The sequence below is a fragment of the Desulfosporosinus sp. SYSU MS00001 genome (assembly GCF_049943955.1).
Lineage (GTDB): Bacteria > Bacillota > Desulfitobacteriia > Desulfitobacteriales > Desulfitobacteriaceae > Desulfosporosinus.
This window is the reverse complement of record NZ_JBNFTW010000006.1, coordinates 70879-92079: the sequence shown is the minus strand read 5'-3', so window position 1 is coordinate 92079 and position 21201 is coordinate 70879. Positions and strand designations below refer to the sequence as shown.

21 protein-coding genes are annotated in these 21201 nt (G+C 40.8%); 14 read left to right on the top strand and 7 right to left on the bottom strand.

The features are described from left to right. Positions 1–242: 242 nt before the first annotated feature. Positions 243–1685: an MFS transporter gene (locus ACPUYX_RS12360; RefSeq protein ID WP_426379962.1), complete on the bottom strand. Its 1443-nt coding sequence runs from the start codon at positions 1683–1685 to the stop codon at positions 243–245. Positions 1686–1698: 13 nt separating this feature from the next. Then, entirely contained in the window at positions 1699–2364 is a 666-nt protein-coding gene (locus ACPUYX_RS12355) for an AbrB family transcriptional regulator (RefSeq protein WP_426379961.1), read from the bottom strand. Between the two features lie 243 nt (positions 2365–2607). Between ACPUYX_RS12355 and ACPUYX_RS12350 the strand changes: the two genes are divergently transcribed. After that, the gene (locus tag ACPUYX_RS12350; RefSeq protein ID WP_426379960.1) at positions 2608–3240 is read left to right on the top strand and encodes a viroplasmin family protein; all 633 of its coding nucleotides are present in this window, start codon (positions 2608–2610) and stop codon (positions 3238–3240) included. Here ACPUYX_RS12350 and ACPUYX_RS12345 read toward each other — a convergent pair whose 3' ends face one another. Next, positions 3241–3717, bottom strand: a complete 477-nt coding sequence (locus tag ACPUYX_RS12345; protein ID WP_426379959.1) for a DsrE/DsrF/DrsH-like family protein — start codon at positions 3715–3717, stop codon at positions 3241–3243. A gap of 63 nt (positions 3718–3780) precedes the next feature. After that, complete coding sequence (locus tag ACPUYX_RS12340) at positions 3781–5097, bottom strand: aminotransferase class V-fold PLP-dependent enzyme (RefSeq protein WP_426379958.1); 1317 nt, start codon at positions 5095–5097, stop codon at positions 3781–3783. Between the two features lie 147 nt (positions 5098–5244). On the opposite strand from ACPUYX_RS12340, the gene ACPUYX_RS12335 reads away from it, so the two are divergent. From ACPUYX_RS12335 to ACPUYX_RS12325, 3 genes are all read left to right on the top strand, one after another. Continuing rightward, entirely contained in the window at positions 5245–5379 is a 135-nt protein-coding gene (locus ACPUYX_RS12335) for a hypothetical protein (protein ID WP_282433362.1), read from the top strand. A gap of 139 nt (positions 5380–5518) precedes the next feature. Continuing rightward, complete coding sequence (gene pepT / locus ACPUYX_RS12330) at positions 5519–6742, top strand: peptidase T (protein WP_426379957.1); 1224 nt, start codon at positions 5519–5521, stop codon at positions 6740–6742. A 229-nt stretch (positions 6743–6971) separates the two neighbouring features. Next, positions 6972–8108: a THUMP domain-containing class I SAM-dependent RNA methyltransferase gene (locus ACPUYX_RS12325; RefSeq protein ID WP_426379956.1), complete on the top strand. Its 1137-nt coding sequence runs from the start codon at positions 6972–6974 to the stop codon at positions 8106–8108. 107 nt (positions 8109–8215) lie between these two features. On the opposite strand, the gene ACPUYX_RS12320 is transcribed toward ACPUYX_RS12325, so the two are convergent. Then, positions 8216–8968 (bottom strand): hypothetical protein, encoded by a 753-nt coding sequence (locus tag ACPUYX_RS12320; RefSeq protein WP_426379955.1) that lies wholly within the window; start codon positions 8966–8968, stop codon positions 8216–8218. Between the two features lie 302 nt (positions 8969–9270). Here ACPUYX_RS12320 and ACPUYX_RS12315 point away from each other — a divergent pair, with 302 nt between their 5' ends. The 9 genes from ACPUYX_RS12315 to ACPUYX_RS12275 all read left to right on the top strand — a co-directional run bounded on the left by ACPUYX_RS12315 (position 9271) and on the right by ACPUYX_RS12275 (position 18885). Then, entirely contained in the window at positions 9271–10161 is an 891-nt protein-coding gene (locus ACPUYX_RS12315) for a respiratory nitrate reductase subunit gamma (protein ID WP_426379954.1), read from the top strand. 47 nt (positions 10162–10208) lie between these two features. Further along, a complete protein-coding gene (locus ACPUYX_RS12310) occupies positions 10209–11822 on the top strand; it encodes a (Fe-S)-binding protein (RefSeq protein WP_426379953.1) in 1614 nt (537 codons plus the stop codon). A gap of 492 nt (positions 11823–12314) precedes the next feature. Continuing rightward, positions 12315–12503, top strand: a complete 189-nt coding sequence (locus tag ACPUYX_RS12305) for an ATP-binding protein (RefSeq protein WP_047808167.1) — start codon at positions 12315–12317, stop codon at positions 12501–12503. 33 nt (positions 12504–12536) lie between these two features. After that, a complete protein-coding gene (dsrA, locus tag ACPUYX_RS12300; RefSeq protein ID WP_426379952.1) occupies positions 12537–13760 on the top strand; it encodes a dissimilatory-type sulfite reductase subunit alpha in 1224 nt (407 codons plus the stop codon). A gap of 33 nt (positions 13761–13793) precedes the next feature. Then, complete coding sequence (dsrB, locus tag ACPUYX_RS12295) at positions 13794–14852, top strand: dissimilatory-type sulfite reductase subunit beta (RefSeq protein ID WP_426379951.1); 1059 nt, start codon at positions 13794–13796, stop codon at positions 14850–14852. Positions 14853–14877: 25 nt separating this feature from the next. After that, entirely contained in the window at positions 14878–15102 is a 225-nt protein-coding gene (locus ACPUYX_RS12290; RefSeq protein ID WP_047808164.1) for a hypothetical protein, read from the top strand. 201 nt (positions 15103–15303) lie between these two features. After that, positions 15304–16761 (top strand): cobyrinate a,c-diamide synthase, encoded by a 1458-nt coding sequence (locus ACPUYX_RS12285; protein WP_426380126.1) that lies wholly within the window; start codon positions 15304–15306, stop codon positions 16759–16761. 260 nt (positions 16762–17021) lie between these two features. Beyond that, positions 17022–17975, top strand: coding sequence for a LysR family transcriptional regulator (locus ACPUYX_RS12280; RefSeq protein WP_170932732.1), 954 nt, complete (start codon positions 17022–17024; stop codon positions 17973–17975). Between the two features lie 61 nt (positions 17976–18036). Then, positions 18037–18885 (top strand): nitrilase-related carbon-nitrogen hydrolase, encoded by an 849-nt coding sequence (locus ACPUYX_RS12275; RefSeq protein ID WP_426379950.1) that lies wholly within the window; start codon positions 18037–18039, stop codon positions 18883–18885. A 108-nt stretch (positions 18886–18993) separates the two neighbouring features. Here the strand turns inward: ACPUYX_RS12275 and ACPUYX_RS12270 are convergent, their stop codons facing one another. Beyond that, a complete protein-coding gene (locus tag ACPUYX_RS12270) occupies positions 18994–19296 on the bottom strand; it encodes a zinc-ribbon domain containing protein (RefSeq protein WP_088227747.1) in 303 nt (100 codons plus the stop codon). 303 nt (positions 19297–19599) lie between these two features. On the opposite strand from ACPUYX_RS12270, the gene ACPUYX_RS12265 reads away from it, so the two are divergent. Further along, complete coding sequence (locus ACPUYX_RS12265) at positions 19600–19842, top strand: hypothetical protein (RefSeq protein ID WP_426379949.1); 243 nt, start codon at positions 19600–19602, stop codon at positions 19840–19842. A gap of 6 nt (positions 19843–19848) precedes the next feature. On the opposite strand, the gene ACPUYX_RS12260 is transcribed toward ACPUYX_RS12265, so the two are convergent. Continuing rightward, on the bottom strand, positions 19849–21168 hold the full coding sequence (locus ACPUYX_RS12260) for a M18 family aminopeptidase (protein ID WP_426379948.1): 1320 nt from the start codon (positions 21166–21168) through the stop codon (positions 19849–19851). Positions 21169–21201 lie beyond the last annotated feature (33 nt).

Sequence of the window (21201 nt, the reverse complement as noted above, 5' to 3'; positions counted from 1 at the left end):
TATCCTTTACCTTAGTAATAATGGCTTGAGAGACCCCATACCACACATTCTCTCTTGAATTTAAGGTGAAGCAGTATTTCCCGAGGACTTGCAATTTTTCAGACACTAAAAGCCTTCTATCGTAGTTATGATCCTACGACAGAAGGCATTTTTTACTTCTTGAAGGTTAGGTACGGTATTGTTTGGCTTTTAGATTTGATCATAATATTAAGAAATTGATTTTTGGGGTTTTGTATAAAATTTTAAGCTTCAGGCTGATAATAGCCTTTGCGGTTAAGAGAGAGTAAACCAGCGACAATTGCAATTCCCATTGAGGTTAACATGACAATCTGATAAGCCCCGACAAAAGCATTTGCTTGTTGTTCCGCTGTCGGAGAGGCGATACCTTTCAGCAGGATTGCCTGTCTGTTTTCGAATAAGGATACTGAATAAGAGATTCCAATAACCATGCCAACATTTCGGAGCAGGGCGTTAATTCCACCGGCAATACCTAATTTTATAGCTGGAACTGAACTCATGACACTGCTGTTATTGGGAGATTGGAAAAGGCCACAACCCAAACCTATCAGCAAAAGGCCTGGTACGATTTGCCAAGATAGTGAGCAGGTGGTTAGACTGGACAAGTATAAAAAGCCTGAGGCGAAGACGATTAAACCGCTTGTGGTCAGGATGTGTGGGCCGATTATATCCGAGATGTGTCCGCTGATTGGTGCAGAAATTGCCAACATCAGGGGAAAAGAGGTCATTATTAACCCAACTTGGGTGGGATCATAATTTAAAACATGCTGTAGGTAAAAAGGCATCAGCATGGTATTGGCAAACATTGCAACAAAAGAAAGAAATCCAGTCATATTTCCCACTAAAAAAGGCCGGATTCGGAATAGGGACAGATCAATCATAGGGCTTGAAACGCGAATTTCGGCCAAGAAAAATGCTATCAATAAGAGGAGACCGATGATTAAGCCACCTCTAATCGGATAAGATTTCCATCCCCAATCTTGACCATTACTAAGGGAAAATAAAAGGCACAGCATGCCGCCGATAAAAAGAAAGGCACCTATGAAGTCGAAAGTCTCATTGATTTGCGGGGGTGTGTCTAACGGAAGAATTAGGAGGGCGGCTATGTATCCTACAATTCCAATAGGTAAATTGATGTAAAATATAGTACGCCAGTTTAACAACCCAACTAATAAACCGCCGAGGGCGGGACCGGTAAGACTTCCCAAAGCAACAACAGTTCCGGTTAGCCCCAAAGCTTTTCCCCGTTCTTTTGGAGGGAAATTTGCAGTAATAATGGCAGGGCTATTTGCCATGAGGATCGATGCCCCAATTGCCTGGAAGACACGCATACCGATGAGAAACCAGATATTTGTCGCCATGCCGCAAAGTGCAGAACCAAGAGTGAAAATAATAAATCCAAAAGAGTATACTCGTTTTCTCCCAATAAGATCAGCTAAGCGCCCAAAAACAGGGAGCAGACTGGAGATGGTTAATAAATAGGCAGTAACTACCCATTGCAGCGTTGATAGGTTTGCTTGTAGTTTTCCTGAGATTGTCGGTAAAGCTACACTGACAATACTGCTGTCCAACGTTGACATAAAAGTCCCAATGGAAACTGTTGCTAAAATAAACCATCGGTATTTTGGGGAGTCTTTAAAATAGCTGGAGTTGTAACCTTCGATCACAAAACTTGCTCCTTTAGGCAATGCCGTTCAGTTTTTCAAAGATTGCTTTTCTTTTCCCGATGGTTAACACGACGACTAGATTTTCAGGGGCAAATACGGTGTAAACGACTCGGTATTCCTTGTGACCGCAGCGGAAAGAAACACGGTATGTTTCATAATAGGGCCCTTTTAGCCTTTTGAATCCCAAGGGATCTTCTTCGAGTCGGCTTAACACTGCGGGTATTTCCTTAAGCTCTGCCGGTTGGAGGACCGCTAAGTCATGAATTCCCCGGGTGGTTATGATAACTTGATAAGGCGTTGAAGATGATTTTATGCTCTCCTCCAATGGTTTTATGCTTTGGACGGCGCGCCATTTCACGGATTGGAAATTTTTGTGAGCCCGGTAACCTTCTTCTGCCATACGATCAAGGACTGTGCTTAACTTTAATTTTTGTTCCAGTAATCTATTCTTAAGCTCGTCGCCTGTAAATCCGGCGCTATGTAAATCACCGATAATCAGGTCTTCAAAAAAATCGGAAAGAGGTTCGACTGAACGCTCGGCAGTTCTTACGAAAACTTTGCCTTCAGAATCAACACATAAATCTAAAGTGTCTCCTGGAGCTAATCCAAAGAGGTTTCTCAATTCCAAGGGTAATGAGATTTCTCCTTCTGCGCCGACCTTCACCCGGTAAGTTTCCATTGTTTTTCCCCCTTTTAGTTCATGTCTTTTTGGCTTGAACTTAGGTTGTACGGGTATATACTGTAGTTATCCTTATGAATTCGACGGATAATTGGTTAATCCTTCCTGTTTATAAATAATATTTAGACTATTCTGCATAAAACAAATATGTTATTCAGTCTTGTTTCGAGATAACAAGACTTATACTATAATATTGTATGTGAGAAAAAAGCTCCAAATTTAGTCAAAAGGGGTTTTGCAGCTTTGGGAAAAAAGAATTTTTATGTTGTAAAAGAGGGCTATAAGAAGGGGCTTTTCAATAATTGGCCTGATTGTCAGGCAGCAGTTAAAGGGTATAAAGGAGCGGTTTTTAAAGGGTTCGAAACGAAAGCTGAAGCCCTTGCCTGGAAAGATGATGGAGAAAATCAAAAGGGTGAGATCAAGACAAACTCCTCTAAAGATAAAGTATGTGATGCGAATTGGGAGTATGACTATGACGTTTATACTGATGGCAGTTATCGCAATGGGAAGTATTCCTTTGGCTATGTTTTTGTCAAAGAGGGACAAGTTATTTTTGAAGCGAATGGAGATGGAGAAAATCATGAAGCTGCCATTATGAGGAATGTTGCCGGAGAAATTGCGGCGGTAATACATGCTGTGAAAAAGGCTAAGAGTCTGAATGCCAAGATAAGAATTTATCACGACTATTCAGGAATTGCCAATTGGGTAACTGGGGCCTGGAAAGCCAAGAATAAATTTACACAAGCCTATGTAACATTTATGAAAGAGTACCAAGGCCTCTACACTTTCGAAAAGGTAGCCGGTCACAGTGGTAATCGGTTTAACGATTACGTGGACCGGCTTGCGAAGGAGGCATTGGGAATTAGCAGTAAGTGATTAGATAAAGAGCTGCATATCTGACTCTAAGGCATCTTTTAAGTATTCCTTAGCAGTAATAATTTGGACCTCCGGCAGTAATTCATCCTCTTTGAAGCCCATGACCTCAACAGAGAGCTTACAGCCAAAAAAGGTTACTCCTTTTTTTCGGGCCCCATTAAGGAAATCGGTGAGTGTGGGGGTCTCGTCATCATTCATCATCTCAAGGAGCATTTGTTTTCCTAAGCCTGCCATATTCATGCGAGAAAGGGGCAGTTCTTCCGGTCCTTTGGGTGTCATCAAACCGAAGATTTTTTCAAAGGCAGTTTTATCGTCTGCTGATAACTTAGATGGATCTCTTACCAAAAATAATCCCCAAAAAGCAAAAAACATGCTCACATTAACCCCTAATTCTTTTGCAGTATTGGCGAGTATGAGTGCTGCTAAGGCTTTATCATAGTCACCGCTGAACATGAGAATATTCATCTTTTTCTCCAATACTTACACCCCTTAGAATTTGTTTTCTAAAGCTAGTATAAGTAAAAATTAGAATTGTATAACCTAGGAGATGCTCATTGTGGGGTGCCTGACAATTTGCTCCAGGGTTTGCAGGAGAATATTTATTTCGTTAAAATTATTATAGAGGCCAAAACTTATACGGACGACACCTGGGCGAGAAGAATTTCGGCTCTTTTTGTAATACTCCATTTGTTTCGGAGAAATTGATAGTAATTTCTGGATATAGGGTTGAGTACAGAAGCAACCCGTCCGAACGGCGATACCGGCTTCCTGAGAGAGGATTGAACCAACCCGTTCGTGGTGCATGCCTTTAATATTGAAGGGAATGACGCCTATATGGGGTTCCCCCGGGCTGAGTTGAGTATACAGTGTAATGCCCGGAATTGATCTTAGTCCCGAATAAGCATATTCGGTAAGCTGATATTCATAGTGATCAATTTTTTTTAGGTCTAAAGCACACAACGTTTTTATGGCAGCGACAAGAGCGACAACCCCGATAACATTTGGAGAGCCGGCTTCATCCTTCATTGGAGAGTCGTTCCAAAAAACCCAATTGTGGGTCACGATCTCTGCGGTTCCACCCCCTACCATTTCTGAGACCCCTTTTTGGAAGGTTTCACGAGGTCCGATCAGGACTCCGCTGCCAAAGGGTGCGTACATTTTGTGAGCCGAAAATGCCAGATAATCGATACGCTGAAGCGGGTTTTCCGGCCTCATATTGACAACGGTATGGGGTACCATTTGAGCACCATCCACAAGGATTTTAGCTCGATAACGATGAGCTAATTCGGCTATTTTATGTATGGGATTAATATAGCCGGTTACGTTTGATGCTCCGGTAACTGTAACTAATTTTACTTTCCCCTTATAGCGTATTAGCTTGTTTTCCAAGTCCGTTATGTTTAGTTTTCCCTGAGAGTTTACCTCTACATAATCTACTTGAAATTTGTTTCTCCACGGCAAATCGTTGGAATGATGCTCCATCCATGTGGATAAAACTACACTTTTCTTATTGTCTTCGCAAAGGCGATAAGACAATTTATTAATGGCTTCCGTCGTATTTTTAACAAAAATCGCCGTATCGTTATCGGGGTCAGCATTGACGAAATTAAGAACGATCGATCTCGCTTCTTCGTAGATCTGGGAAGAATATTGCGATTTGTACCCTGTACCGCGATGAACTGAAGAATACATTGGTGCGAAGCGATTTATTTCCTCCATGACAGAAACTAAAGGGGGGGTTGACGCAGCATTATCAAAATTAATACCCGTTACCCATTCCCCGTTGTATAAGGGAATCTTCATGTCTGTCCCCATAACAAGATGTCTATAAATTGATTCTGAAAGTTTATAGTTCATGTAATCATCTCTTTCGGTTAAAAATATGTTTCTTCAGCATCATATTATTATTTAATCAAAAGGTGACTAAAGAATTTGACTACATGATATATTCTCCTGTGTAACATACTAACATTGAAATTCACTTGCAAAAGTATGGAGGTAACTATGAAAAAGTCAGGTGAAATCCAAAAACACCCAAAAGGTCTTGCCAGCGCCAAGTATGATTCTCGGCGAGCAGAATTCAAACAGCATCAGAAAAAAGGTAAGGATCTTAAAGAAAACCCTAATAGCGAGCTCTAGTTTTCAAGCCTCAGCCTAGGGCTGAGGCTTGAATTCAGTAAATGCGGTTTATGGTAAGTTGATGGTATAATTAATCGTTAACCGAGCTTAAAAACCTATGTATTGTAAAAATAGTTTTGCTAAAGATGGAGGTTTAAAGATGACAACTGTAATTGAACGATTCTTACATTATGTAAAATTTGATACACAATCCAGTGAAGAAACCAATGTCCTCACAACTCCAGGGCAATTTAAATTGGCTGATACTCTCGTAGAAGAACTTAAAGCTCTGGGGTTAGACGATGCTTCCGTCGATGAAAAGGGATATGTCCTTGCTCATTTGCCGGCAAATACCACCAAACATATTCCGCCAATTGGTTTTATCGCCCATCTGGATACAAGCCCCGATATGCCTGGTAAGGATGTAAAACCTCAGCTTATTGAAAATTATGATGGCGGTGATATTGTCCTCAACGGAGATAATAATATTGTTTTATCACCTAAGGACTTTCCGGAATTATTAAATTACCGCGGGAAAAATCTAATTACCACCGACGGAACAACCTTACTTGGAGCAGATGACAAGGCAGGAATCGCGGAGGTGATGACAGCCATTGATTATCTGCAGAGTCATAAGGAAATTTCACATGGGATGATTTGCATTGCTTTTACCCCTAACGAGGAAGTAGGCAGGGGAGCGGACTATTTCGATGTTCAGAGATTTGGTGCAGAGTTTGCTTATACCGTTGATGGTGGTGCAATCGGTGAATTAGAATATGAAAATTTTAATGCGGCCGGGGCAAAGGTTAAAGTCCAGGGCAGAAATGTTCACCCAGGATCGGCTAAGGGTAAAATGATTAATGCTATTTTGCTGGCTCAAGAATTTATTATGAAGCTGCCAACGGATGAAACTCCTGCCAATACCGAAGGATATGAAGGATTTTATCACTTGACTGATATTCAAGGAAACGTAGAAGAGACAATCCTTAATTATATAGTACGTGATTTCGATATAAACTCCTTCAAGCGAAGAAAAGATGATTTACAGCAGATTATCAATGATCTTAATGAAAAACATGGAGCTGGAAGGTTTTCCATTGAGATTAAGGATCAATACTTCAATATGAAAGAAAAGATCGAACCTGTAAAGCATATTCTTGAGAATGCGGAAAAGGCCATGAATGAAGTTGGCGTGGTGCCGGATATCCGTCCGATTAGAGGCGGAACTGATGGTGCGAGACTATCATTTATGGGGTTACCTACGCCAAATATTTTTACCGGCGGACATAATTTTCATGGAAAATTTGAATTTATTCCCACGTTTGCTCTGGAAAAAGCGGTCGATGTTATTATAAAGATCGTTGAGATTTACACCGCGAAATGATAGCTATTAAAAACATGATAATCTTTTCTCAGACCTCATGATTCAATAATAATACAGAATTTGGTTAAGATTTCTCTATTAAGAACGCATGTTCGCGATTATTCTGTTTGATACAGAAAATTGCGACGGTTCCATACTTGCTATTATTATCTCTTAAACGTATAGTAGACAAGGACCTTTTCCGAAGTTGAAGAGGTTAGTCGTAAATATTTGAGGGGTTGAATTCAAAATGGCTAAATTACAGTTAATAGCAACGGCTGCCTTTGGTTTAGAATCTATTGTCGCCCGAGAGTTGAAGGAACTGGGGTATTTCGATCAAGTCGTCGAAAATGGAAAGGTTACTTATGTCGCTGATGAGCTGGGAATTTGCCGCTCAAACATTTGGCTGCGAAGTTCTGATCGCGTCCTGTTAAAAATCGGTTCTTTCAAGGCTATGACCTTTGAAGAGCTCTTTCAAGAGACGAAAAAATTACCTTGGGAAGAATGGCTTCCCGAAGATGCGAACTTTCCTGTCCAAGGAAAATCAATTAAATCAAAGCTATTCAGTGTTTCTGACTGCCAGGCCATAGTTAAAAAAGCAATTGTGGAACGGTTAAAGGAGAAATATGGCCGTAGTTGGTTCGAAGAAACGGGGCCCCGCTATCAAATTGAGGTTGCCCTTCTGAATAACGAGGCTACTTTGACAATCGATACTTCCGGACTTGGTCTGCATAAACGCGGTTACCGTAAACTTGCGGGTCAAGCACCTCTAAAAGAGACTCTAGCTGCAGCAATGGTTCAATTGAGTCATTGGCATAAAGAACGAGCTTTATTAGACCCTTTCTGCGGGACGGGAACGATCCTAATTGAAGCAGCCATGATTGCCCTTAATCAGGCGCCTGGCCTCAAGCGAAGCTTTGATGCCGAAAAGTGGCAATGTATTTCCAAAGAGTTTTGGCAGGAAGCTTTTCAAGAGGCCCTTGATCTTCAAGAACACAGTAAAGACCTACATATTTATGGTTCAGATATTGACCCTAAGGCTCTGTCTTTAGCAAGGATACATGCTCAGGAGGCCGGCCTCAGTGATCTGATTCATTTTCAGCGTTTGCCGGTGGCGGAGGTCGGATCAAGATATAATTATGGTCATATTATTACGAATCCACCCTATGGGGAGCGATTAGGTCAAAAGGACGAAATTGAACAGCTTTATCTTGAACTTGGTGAGACCTTTAACCGTTTAGAAAACTGGTCTCTCCATGTTATTACGAATCAACAATATCCCGAACGCTTGATGGGGAGGCGCTGGGATAAAAGCAGAAAACTTTATAATGGACGACTAGAATGTCATTATTATCAATTTTTTGGACCACGTCCGCCGAGAAACTAGTCGAACGTAAACAAGAAATGCAAAAGAGGATTATTCCCTTGTCGCCGGGAGAATAATCCTCTTTTAATATTATATCTTAAGTTTATCAAGTACGGTTTTCCGGACATCTAACGCACAGAAACGGGAGGCTCTCCTTTTACGGTTTGAAGATCTCGCAAAGCTCGTTGAACCTCCTCGTCGAGGCCTTCAATGGCTATGATGACGGATCCTTCCGAACCATCGACACCTCCGGCAGCAATGCAGCGAGCTTCCACATCATATAAAGTTTCCAGTGCGGTTAACTCAGTGACTGGAGTTGCCCCCAACATTGGGATAAGACCAACCTTATGCCCAATCGACTCATCTACGCTGGATTTGGTCATAAACTCTACAGCCTGACGCACATCAGGCACCATTTTTTCAAGGCCGATAGGAACGATCAGCTTTACTCCGCGGGCATAGAGTAATCCCTGTGCTGCCCCAATGGTTCCGCCCGAAGCATCTGAAACCATCACAGCCGTTAAACCGGTGTGATCGACAGCATTTCCACCTTTGATAAAGATATCGCCGGATTTTAACTTAGGAAGATATTCTTTCCAAGGGGTCTCAATAACCTTTCCCTCAACAATGACATAAGGAGCAGTTTTCTTTGTAGAGCGGCTGATTCCTAACTCTCCTTTGGTAACAATGCCCATTGTGTAGCCTGTCTTATCTTCAATGGTTACCCCTAGCAATTCTTCAGCTACAAAAGCATTTGTTGTACCTCCTGCGATGATAACAGCATGGTTGTTTAAAGCATTCTGAACACAAGACATTCCCTTAACCCCTCTGGCAATAAGACGTTTAGATTCGCTGGCAGTTAACGTTATTAATGCTTTCATACAATAACCTCCTTGCAGTTTTTTAATAATGATGTATTTATGTTATACGAAAACAATAATTAATAAAAGCTAAATATTACGTTTTTGGTTAGAGTCTAAAAAAAATGTAAATATTTTGTCAAACAGTAATTATAATTAAGAAATATCAGATCATTAAGCCTTTTTTGAATAAAAAATTAGATGTGTGCACCATAAAGATACAATTAGATAATGATATGGTAGGATAAAAAATGATAATTTTACAAGCTTAAATAACTCAAATACACTAAACGTGATAATAATAACAAAGGAGGTAGAGGGTTTTGTTTCTAAGTTTAATTGCTTATGCGGCCATACTCCTTTTTCTTGGTTTGTCCGCTTATAAGGCCTATCAGTTTTCAAAATTACCATTACACGGGCGAATGGAACTATATCCCGTACCGAAAGAAAAAGGATTTGAGCACGGAGGCTCATTCTACGAGGAGATTTCTTGGTGGAAAAAACCTCGAGAAGTTTCGCATGTTCGGGAAATTGTCGAAATGTTTAAGGAAATAGTCTTCATTAAAACGTTATTCGAAAATCAGCGCCCTTTTTGGTGGCTTTCTTACGCACTTCATTTAGGAATTTATTTTATTTTTGTTTGGACATTCCTGTTAGTTGCCGGGGCTATTTCAATGCTTAATGGAATTGTGGTTGCAGCGAATACAACGAGCATTTGGGGACTTTTATTATTTTATTTAACTTATATCACGGGGATTATTGGTCTTGTCTTAGTTGCGTTAGGTTCCGGGTTGTTAGTTCTTCGTCGTATGTTTGACACTACTTTGAAAAAATATACGACACCTCAGGAATACTTTAATCTTTTGCTTATCTTTGCGGCAGTCGTTACTGGAATCATTACCTGGAGCAGCGATTTTACGTTTGGTGCTGCTCGAGAAGTTACGGCGAGCATTATTACCTTTACACCTTTTGCTGCCAATGGCCTCTTGGTATTACATGTTATTCTGGTCGGAATTATGTTAATCTATATTCCCCTCAGCAAAATGAGTCATTATGTAGGAAAGTACTTTACCTTCCATACAGTTCTGTGGGACAACAGCCCTAATCTTAGAGGAAGCGCTATTGAGCAAAAAGTGAAGGCGGCTACTTCTTATCGTCCAACTACCACTTGGTCAGCTCCTCATATTCAGGCACCTAGCTCCACGAAGAAATAGGATTAAAATTCTTAAGTGAACTTTTTGAGAAGAGGAGAACTAAATATATGTTAGATCAAAAAGATTTGCGCCCGAAAGATTTGGGACGTTCGGATGAACAGTTGATTAAACTCGAAACCTATAATCTTATGCCATTATTGCCTCCCTATGATAAACCGGGTATGCAGCCCCCAATTTCCGAGCCCAAGCCTGCGTGGAGAGAAAAATACTGTGCATCTTTAGACGGCTTTATTGGACTCGATACTCTGACCCGTCCTCAAACGAAAGAAGAGGAAGATGAATTTGTTCGTAAGTTTCTCAGTGGTTTAGAGAAAATTTTCTCGGATGCCAATAATGGTATATTGGAACCTCTGTTACTGTCTTTTGAATATTGCGCAAAATGCAACACGTGTTCCGAAGCTTGCCATATCTATAAGGCAGCCGGAAACAATGAACTCTATCGTCCAATTTTCCGCTCGGAAGTCCTGCGTAAAATTGTGAAAAAGTATTTTACGAAGAGCGGTAAACTATTAGGCGGCTTTGTAGGTGCGGACATTGATGTCAATTGGGAAACGATTGCACGTTTAGGCGAGTTGGCTTACCGTTGTAATCTCTGCCGGCGATGTGCTCAAACTTGCCCGTTGGGCTTAGATAATTCAATTCTTTCCAAAGAAATTCGTAAAATCTTTAGCCAGGAAATGGGAATTGCCCCAACCCCTCTGCACAATAAAGGATCTATGCTGCAACTCAAAACGGGTTCCTCCACAGGTTTAACAAAACCTGCTTTCTTAGATACCTTGGAATTTCTGGAAGAAGATACAGAAGAGAAATTTGGTATCAAATTGAAGTTCCCTGTTGACAAAAAAGGTGCAGATATTCTCGTTTTGCATAACGCCGGAGAATTCATTGCCTGGCCGGAAAATCCAGTAGCCTTTGCAATTTTAATGAACGAAGCAGGCCTTAATTGGACACTAAGCAGTGAAATAATGGGTTATGACAGTGTTAACTACGGATTGTGGTATGATGACTTTCAAGCTAAGCAAATTGCTTTAGCACAGATGAAGGCAGCCAAGGCACTCGGCGTTAATCGTATTATCGTTGGAGAATGCGGTCATGCTCATAAAGCATCTATCGTTGCAGGAGATCGTATGGCCTACGGAGATGCGAAAGTAAATGTTGAAAGCTGCTTGCCTCTTCTCTGGGATTTGGTGCAGAGTAAGCGCTTGAAAATGGATCCTAGCCGTAATAATTTTCCAGTGACTCTCCATGACCCTTGTAATGTTGTTCGTCAGATGGGAATTGTTGAGCCCCAGAGAAATGTCTTAAGGGAAATCTGCCCACAGTTTAGAGAAATGACACCGCACGGTGTTGATAATTATTGCTGTGGCGGCGGCAGCGGGTTTGCCATTATGAATTCGCAAAATTTCCCGTCATTTAGAGATAACGTTGCTTCCCGGATGAAGTTCAACCAAATTCTTGGCGCATTTCAAGGCAAAATGGAAGATGCCACTCAAGTTAAGTATATCTGTGCCCCATGTTCAAACTGTAAGGGAGCTATGCGGGCAATTCTTGAGCACTATGAAGCCACGGAAAAGTTTAACCTGCAGTATGGCGGCCTCGTTGAACTTATGGTCAATGCCCTTGTAAGCATGAAAAAGCCTTTCTTTGAATTCCTAGAATAGTTTTAGCCATATAATTTGCTGATGGACCATTTCAGTGATCTGGAATGGTCCATCATCTAAGCAAACATTTGGGAACAGGTGTTCCTCGGCTGTTTGCTTATTTCATGTTATGGTAAGAGCATTCATGTTTTCAAGGCTATGGTGCTATAACCTTCATAAAAATGGATTAACTCGCCTTTGCAGCTGGATGTATAGACATATTAAAATTGATATGAATCTATAAATTTGAGACGCATTTTTTATGGTGGACTTAAAAATTGAGAACTATTGAAGTTTACACTAAACGAAAACGTACGTATCGCTGCATATTTAACGATAAGTATAATAATTAATTTTGCATATTGTACAATCGTAATTATATATTGTACGTATAGAATACAAGGTGTTAAATTAAGAATATGAACTAGTGTTAATTTACACAAGAAGATTTCTCCTATTTCTCACAATGTTCATTTTTTAATACTCTCTTTTAAGGTTAAGGAGGTGTAATTAGTGTTTATCGTATCAATTGACGAGGATCAGTGCTCTGGCTGCAATTCATGTACTGAAGGATGCCCAGCTCACCTGCTTGGCTTTAGTGATGACAAAGCACATGTAATCGGCGACGAATCAGAATGTATGGGTTGCGAAAGCTGCATTTCTGTTTGCCCGACTGGTGCTGTCACTATTACTGAAATGTAGAAACCCCATAAAATAATAGATGGAGGGTGTGCAATGACGGAAAAGAAAACGCCGCTACTGGACGAACTGGAAAAAGGAAAATGGCCCAGTTTTGTGACGGAAATGAAACGCGCTGCGGTTAAGAGTGAATCTGCTGGCGAGTTGCTCCAAGTTTTGGAGAGATCTTATGTTGAGCACAGAGGACACTGGAAACATGGTGGAATTGTTGGAGTTAGAGGTTACGGCGGTGGTGTTATCGGCCGTTATGTTGATGAGCCTGAAACCTATCCAAATGTTGCTGAATTCCATACAGTCCGTATTAATCAACCATCAGGATTCTTCTACAACACGAAAACACTCCGCACAATTTGTGATATTTGGGAGAAATATGGCAGCGGCTTAACAAACATGCATGGCTCTACTGGGGACGTCATTTTGCTAGGCTGTAAAACAGAGGATATCCAACCTATATTTGATGAGTATAGCGAAGCTGGTTTTGACTTGGGCGGATCTGGATCCTGCCTTAGAACAACCAACTGCTGCGTAGGACCTGGCCGTTGTGAGTTTGCCTGCTACGATACTCTTGAAGCATGCTATAATATTACCAATGAATTTATGGATGAGCTTCACCGTCCAATGTGGCCTTATAAGAGCAAAATTAAGTTCTCAGGCTGTGCTAATGACTGCACCGGTGCAATTGCCCGCTCAGATATCTCCGTCATTGGTACTTGGCGTGATTCCATCCAATTTGATCAAGCAGCTGTTAAAGAATATGCAGCGAAAAACTTTGATATTCAAGGTCTGGTTTGTGACAAATGTCCGACTAAGTGCCTGACTTATAATAGCCAAGCTCAAGAACTTTCCATAGTTGCAGAAGATTGCACACGTTGTATGCACTGCATCAACATGATGCCTAAAGCAATTAAAGCTGGTAAGGAAAAAGGCGCTTCCATTTTGATCGGTGGTAAATCAACAATCGTTCAATCCGCGTTTATGTCTTCAGTGGTTGTACCTTTCATGAAGATGGAAGCGGAAAACGACTTTGAAGAATTTAAAGATCTCGTAAGACGCATTTGGGATTGGTGGGATGAGAACGGTAAGTCTCGTGAGCGTCTTGGAGAATTAATTTATCGCGTAGGAATGGGTAAATTCCTCCGTGAATGTGAAATTCCGGCTGTACCACAGCAAGTCTTCCGTCCGCGTGCTAACCCATATGTATTCTGGCAGCAAGATGACCTTGACAAGTCAGGTACTGCTCTTGATGGTTCGAAACTCTAATAAAATAGATAGTTTAACGAGAGGTGGATAATCATGGCAAAATTAGACCAAGGACCTCCTAATTATAAGGAGATGCTTCCTCCAATAATTACGGAAAACTATGGCAAATGGCAATATCATGAGATCCCACAACCGGGTGTACTCAAACACGTTGCTGAGAGCGGTGCTGCTCTTTATAGTGTGCGTGTAGGTTCTCCTCGTTTAGTAAGTATTGATTTCATTCGTGATATTTGCAACCTTGCTGACCAATATTGCGATGGACATCTGCGTTTCACCACACGTAACAACGTAGAATTCTTAGTGTCCGATGAAGCAAAACTCAAGGCCCTTCTTGAGACATTATCTGCTCAAGGATATGCTGTTGGCGGTACAGGAGCATCCATTAGTAACATCATCCACACTCAAGGATGGGTTCACTGCCATACACCTGCAACAGATGCTTCAGGTGTCGTTAAGGCTGTTATGGATGACCTGTATGAGTATTTTAATTCCATGAAGCTCCCGGCTAAATTGAAAATGGGCTTAGCCTGCTGCTTAAATATGTGTGGATCAACACACTGCAGTGACATCGGCATTGTCGGTGTACACCGTACTCCTCCTCGTATCGACCATGAAAAACTCCGTAAGACAACTGAAATCCCGACACTGGTAGCAAGCTGCCCGACTGGTGCAATTCGTCCAGATCCGAAGAACAAGAGTGTTGTCGTAAATGAAGACAAATGCATGTACTGCGGAAACTGCTACACCATGTCTCCGGCTATGGAAATTTATGATCCGAGAAATGACGGTATTGCCATTCTCATCGGAGGTAAAGTTTCCAATGCCCGTACTGCACCGAGCTTTTCTCGCATGGTAATTCCGTTCCTGCCGAACAATCCGCCGCGTTGGCCTGAAGTTACAGAAGCTATCCGAAGTATTATTGAACTCTGGATTGCGAATGCACAAAAAGGTGAACGTCTTGGTGAATGGATTGAGCGTATTGGCTGGGAAAAATTCTTTAGCCTCAGCGGATTGCCGTTCTCGGAAATGCTTATTGACGATTATATCTTTGCACGGGATACTTTCCGTACAGCTGCTGGATTTAAATACTAATTAAAAATTTAGGGGGTATAGACAAATGGGTAGAGGACCAGCGAACCCAGAAGTCAAGAAGAAAGTTCTTGAGTACTTGGCTAAGGTTGAAAAAGCTAAAAGTAGAGACGTTGCGGTTGCCATCGGCGAGAAGAAAAGCGATGTTGATGATGCCGTAAAAGAACTTACTGCTGAGGACCTTGTTGAATACCTCTATATTACGACAACTTATATTTGCCTAAAAGGTAAAGTAAAAACACCAAATTCATAATTATTGATCGACGCGATCACTCTTAATCATCAGTTTTAAATCGTTGACCATCCCGACTTCTCTGATCCTGTTTCTGCTGATTATTCGATCAAGCATTACCCGGGATCGGAAGTTGGGTGGTCAATTTTGTTATGAGGTGCGTAAGTCATAAGCAAAAGCTCCAAGAAAGGTGTGGATGATGTGTTGCCTATATCAGAAAATATGACTGTGAATCTTGATCAAAGTAACCTAAGCGTCCCACGCATCGTCATTGGAGCACCTCAAGGGAGAAGTGGCAAAACCACTTTTACCTTAGGATTATTAAGGGCTTTTGTGCGGCAGGGTGTTAGGGTTCAACCTTTTAAAAAGGGCCCTGATTATATTGATACCAGTTGGCATACTGTAGCTGCTCGTACAACAAGCCGCAATTTAGATGCTTATTTTATGACACATCAAGAACTTTGTGAGTCCGTATATAATCATTCAAGCGACAAAGATGTTACAATTATTGAAGGCGCTATGGGATTATATGATGGATCTGACCTGCGAGGAAGCAGTTCAACAGCTGAAATAGCTAAGATAACACGAACACCAGTACTTTTGGTTGTTGATGCGACCCGTATGACTCGAAGCATTGCAGCAATGGTTATGGGGTATCAGCATTTTGACCCGGAAGTACGAATACTTGGTGTTGTTCTTAACAAAGTTGCTCGTAATCGGCATGAGAAGGTTGCACGTGAGTCTATTGAGGAATTTTGCAAAATTCCTGTCGTTGGGGCAATTCCTAAAGATCTTAATTTAACCATTCCTGATCGCCACCTTGGCTTAGTAACGAGTGATGAATTCAATGAAACAAATCAATTATTGGATTATTTTGCAGAGGTTATTTCTCAACATGTTGATTTAGAACTAGTGTTGGAGTTAGCTCGAAGTGCCCCGAAAGTTCCAAATATCCAGGGAATAACTTTAAATAATTCAGACGATAATCTGAAAGCAAGGAATAGTTCGCCTAATATTGGAATAATTAAGGATGCTGCTTTTAGTTTTTATTATCCTGAGAATATCGAGGCCTTACAGCGACTTGGAGCTAATCTGATTCCTATTAAATCGCTAATTGATAGTAAACTTCCTAATGACCTCGATGGTTTATATATTGGGGGAGGATTTCCGGAGATTTTCGCTGCAGAACTTGAAAAGAACAAATCAATCCGGGAAGATATTAAATTCTATGCCGAAAAAGGTCTACCTATCTATGCTGAATGTGGGGGATTAATGTTTTTAGGGCGATCCATAAGTATCTCGAATAAAAGTTATAATATGGTAGGATTGCTCCCCTTTGATACTCAAATGGAGCGAAAACCCCAAGGGCATGGGTATACACTTATGAAAGTTAACCAGGGGCAACCTTGGTTTGATGATGATATAGAAGTTAAAGGACACGAATTTCATAATTCTCGTATTATTAATTTATCTTCTGATGTAAAATTTGGTTTTGAAGTAAAACGTGGTCATGGAATTGACGGACAGCATGATGGAATATATTATAAGAATGTATTTGCTTCTTATAATCATCTTCATGCCGTAGGGTGTCCAGTTTGGGCTGAACGTATGGTTGATCTCGCCATACAATATAAGCAAAGAAAATGGCTGTTACTTGAGAAAGCTGCCGGCCAAAATTAGATATAATTTCAACGTTTATGATCTTGTATAGTTGAAACCCGGATATGCTGAAAAAAGAACTCCGCAGAACCATAATCTAATGCGGAGTTCTTAAATTTCCTTTATTTAAGAAAAAGAACGTTTGCTCATCTGGAATAATCTTTCTTCTAATGGTATTATAAATATATACGATACCAAACCTGTTTTTTTATGACTGACGCTAACCAAAGCAATTGGCGAAATATTTTATGGATATAAATCTAGGAGGGAGATTTACCATCATGGAACAACACTTTCTTGTTTTTAAAGAAGTGGCAGAAACTAAAAACATTACGCTCTCTGCGAAAAAACTCCATATGAGCCAACCTAGTATTAGTTTGCAGATTCAGAACTTGGAGAATCAATACGGTGCTCGTTTTTTCGATAGAACGAATAAAGGAGTAACCCTAACAAAAGAGGGAGAAATATTTTATACTCATGTTCGAAGTGTACTGGATATTCTTATGAATGCTAAAGAACAGATCAGTGCATTATCAAAAGGGCGGAGAGGCCTTATTTATTTAGGAGCGACATTGACAATAGGGGAGTATATTCTTCCTAATATTCTGGCTTATTTATATAGAAATCATCCTGATGTTGATTTTAAGGTCAAAATTGCGAACACAGATTCCATATCGCAGGATGTTTTAGAGAAAAAGATCCATATTGGTTTAATTGAAGGACCTGTTCCACGGCATAAGGATCTTAACGTCGAAAAGTTTTGGGAAGACGAATTGGTTGTCGTACTTCCTTATTTTCATCCCTGGGCAGCGAGAGAGAGCATTACTCTTGCGGAATTGCCTCATGAGCGTCTGGTAACTCGTGAGGATGGTTCTGGAACACGTAAGGTTATGGAAATGGCTCTCAAAGAGAGAGGCCTTGAACCAGAACAGTTAAACATCAGTATGGAGTTAGGAAGCACTCAGGCAATCAAAGAAGTCGTTGCAGCAGGTTTAGGGATAACGATTATTTCTTCCCTTACTGTTCGTCGGGAATGTGATCAAAAGATTTTTAAGTCCTTAAAAATTCAGGATGCTCCGGTCTACCGTCCTTTAAGCATTCTTACAAATGCACATCAAAATACCCAAGCGACTCAGTCAAAAGATGAGCGTCTATTAATTGATTTGCTTCATGATCATAGATTGTTATCGGAAATCCTTAGTAAAGATTATAATGAATTGGACAGCATAGAATAAAAGAGCAAGTTTAAGTGTTTATCAAATACTCTAATGTCACGAGTGGAAGAGCGAGGAAACTATGCAACATGACTGTCAAATAGGCTTAGTTCAAATGGAATCTCATATCGGCGAAAGAGAAGCTAATTTTATGAGCATCACACATCTTGCTGAAGTGGCAAGTAAGAAGAAGGTTTCCTTCTTGTGTTTCCCTGAATGTGCCTTGGACGGATATTCGCCGCAGTATGCATCGGAGCTTGGTGATACGATTCGTTGTTCAGTAATAAACCGCTTGAAAGAATGCGCAGAAGATTTGGGTATTACCTTGCTGGTTGGACTGGTTGAGCAAGATAATCAGGCCGAAAAGCCCTATATTTCACATGTTATTTTGTCTCCGGATAACGAGGATATGGTTTATCGCAAAGTTCATTTAGGGAGAAGTGAGCTGGACTATTTTACTCCTGGTAACCAATTTCCAGTATTCTACACACAGGGAACAACGTTTGCCGTTGGAATATGCTGGGATTGGCATTTTCCGGAGGTGACTGCCATTTATTCTTTGAAAGGCGCAGAGGTTATTTTTGCTCCTCATGCTTCTCCTGTCATTGCTGGTGATCGAAAGGAAATCTGGCTGCGTTACCTGGGAACAAGAGCCTACGATAATTCAGTATATCTGGGAGCCTGTAATTTGATCGGGAGTAACGGTAAAGGCAAAGAGTTCAGCGGCGGAACGTTAACGATCGGTCCTAAGGGTGAAGTGATTTCTTACACAGAAGTATTAGAAGAACGTATATTTATCTCCACTCTTTCTGCAGAGCGAATTAATAAAATTCGTCGTTTTGACCGAGCTTCAATGAGAGATAGCTTTTTCCTTGCGGACAGACGTAAAGAACTTTATCATGAACTTCTTGAACTGGATGTTCAACGTTAACATAATTGTCGTTGACTCTGAAATCACAGAGAAACCGTCGGGGTATGAATAAATCAAAAAACCTTTCTAAGCATATGCTTAGAAAGGTTTTTTCGTCAGAATTAATAATTACCAATTGTTACGTGAACGTGATTGGTAGCAATCTCGGCAATAAACTGGTTTATCACCTGACGGTTGAAATGGAACCGTAGTTTCTTTACCACATGCTGAACAAATAGCAGGAAACATTTCGCGAGGTTGTCGAGAGAATCCTCCATTGTTCCTGTTTTGGTTTTTACGAGCAGCACGGCATTCTGGACAACGACCAGGCTCGTTTGTAAATCCCTTCTCAGCATAAAACTCTTGTTCAGATGCAGTAAATTCGAAGTCACGGCCACAGTCTTTACAAGTTAGGATTTTGTCGTTAAACATAATAGACCCCCATTAATTTTTATTACCCGCGACATGGGAAGTTCAGAAAGGTCTTCCCATAGCCTGAGGCAATCGAGAAGGTCTGTGTAAATCCACAAGTACTTCGAGCACCTCTATTATATCTAAAAGACTTACAATAATCAACCAGAATTAGCCGCAAATTATTCAAGTTAGGAAAAAATGGATATATACGGTATAATATCCAAAAACTAAGGTCGTTTTATTTCTTGTTTATGTCCTAAAATTTAACTGCCCTGCATAGAATTTAGTCTATCATATATTAGGTGCTGAGGAGGGATTTATGTGGAAGACCATGATCCTGAGTTAATACCAGAGCGTATTCTTGGGGTACAACGACTGGAGGATTTATTTAATCACAAAGGGTATTTGATATGTCAAGCAACTGGAAATAAAATTTATGATTTTGAGCAGGTCACTGCTGTTTTTATTCCTCTAAGCACCACGAAGGATCAAGTGATGGTTGTTCAGCGGGACTATGCGGTCGAGTTTTTACAGAGTTACCTCTCGTTTTTACATTCTTGTTAAAGGAAATTAACAAGTCTCATAAAATTGAATAAAGACATTTTTGATTGCTAAGTGGTCCTTTGTCCCTCCAAGCTCTCGCACTGAATGCATGGCTAAGATTGGGTTCCCAATATCTACTGATCGAATGTCGAGGTGAGTGCTGGTAATAGGACCAATCGTTGATCCGCCTCGTTCATCAGACCGATTGACGAATTTTTGGACGGGAACATTGATACTATGGCAAAGTGAAGAAAAGATCGCCGCCGATTCAGCATCCGTAGCGTAGCTTTGGTTAGCGCTATATTTTATCACAGGTCCGTTATTGAGAAGCGGATGGTGTATAGGGTCATGTCGTTCTCCTGCGTTGGGATGAAGAGCGTGAGTCATGTCCGCTGAGAGATAAAAGGAATGTTCTAAGGCTCGGAAAAAAGCCTCCCGGTCTTTTTTCTGTGCTAAAAGAATTCGCTCAAGAACATGTGCTAAAAAAGGTGAAGCCGCACCTTGTTTTGACGTGCTTCCACATTCCTCATGATCAAAACAGGCTAAAACCTGAGTTGGTAAACCTGTTTTGGCCTTAGTTAGGGCTGAAGCAGCCGCATGTACCATTGCTAAATCGTCTAATCGCCCGCTGGAAATAAACTCCTGTTGTAAACCAACAAAACATCCCTCTTGAAGATCATGAAGGAAAAGATCAAAATCTAAAATATCGGTTTTGGAGCAATTAAAGGTATTTGCCAGATGTTCAATAAGTACTCCTTCTTGCTGCAATTTTTCTTTAATTTGAGCGAGCAGCGGAAGCAAATCTTTTTGCTTATTTAATTCAAAACCTTCGTTAGCTTTTCTATTTAAATGAATAGCAATATTGGGAATAACAAGTAAGGGGTGTTCACTGCGAAATAGGTTGCTTTGAGGGTGAAAATTAGAGGTTCCGCGCAGGATTACCCGTCCTGCTAAAGAAAGAGGGCGGTCTAACCACGTATTCAGAATTGGTCCGCCATAAGTTTCAACATTAAGTTTAAGGTATCCTTCAGTTGGGATTTCAGGCATAGGTTTTATACGAAAACTAGGACTATCTGTATGAGTTCCGATTAAATGAAAACCTGTCGATTCCAGATCTCCTTCACCGACTACAAAAGCAATAATTGCCGAATCGTTACGTGTGACAAAATATTTGCCTCCAGGTACGATTTCCCACTTGTCCGCGAGATTTAAGCTGCTAAAGCCATGAGGCATTAACAGCTGTTTAACGCTTTCCACTGCATGAAAGGAAGAGGGACTTTCTTTAATAAATTGAAGAAGACCATGAGCAAATTGAAGTTCTTCGTTACTAATCTTTGACACTTGCATTACTGGGACCGCCTTTCTTACTTCATAAAAGAG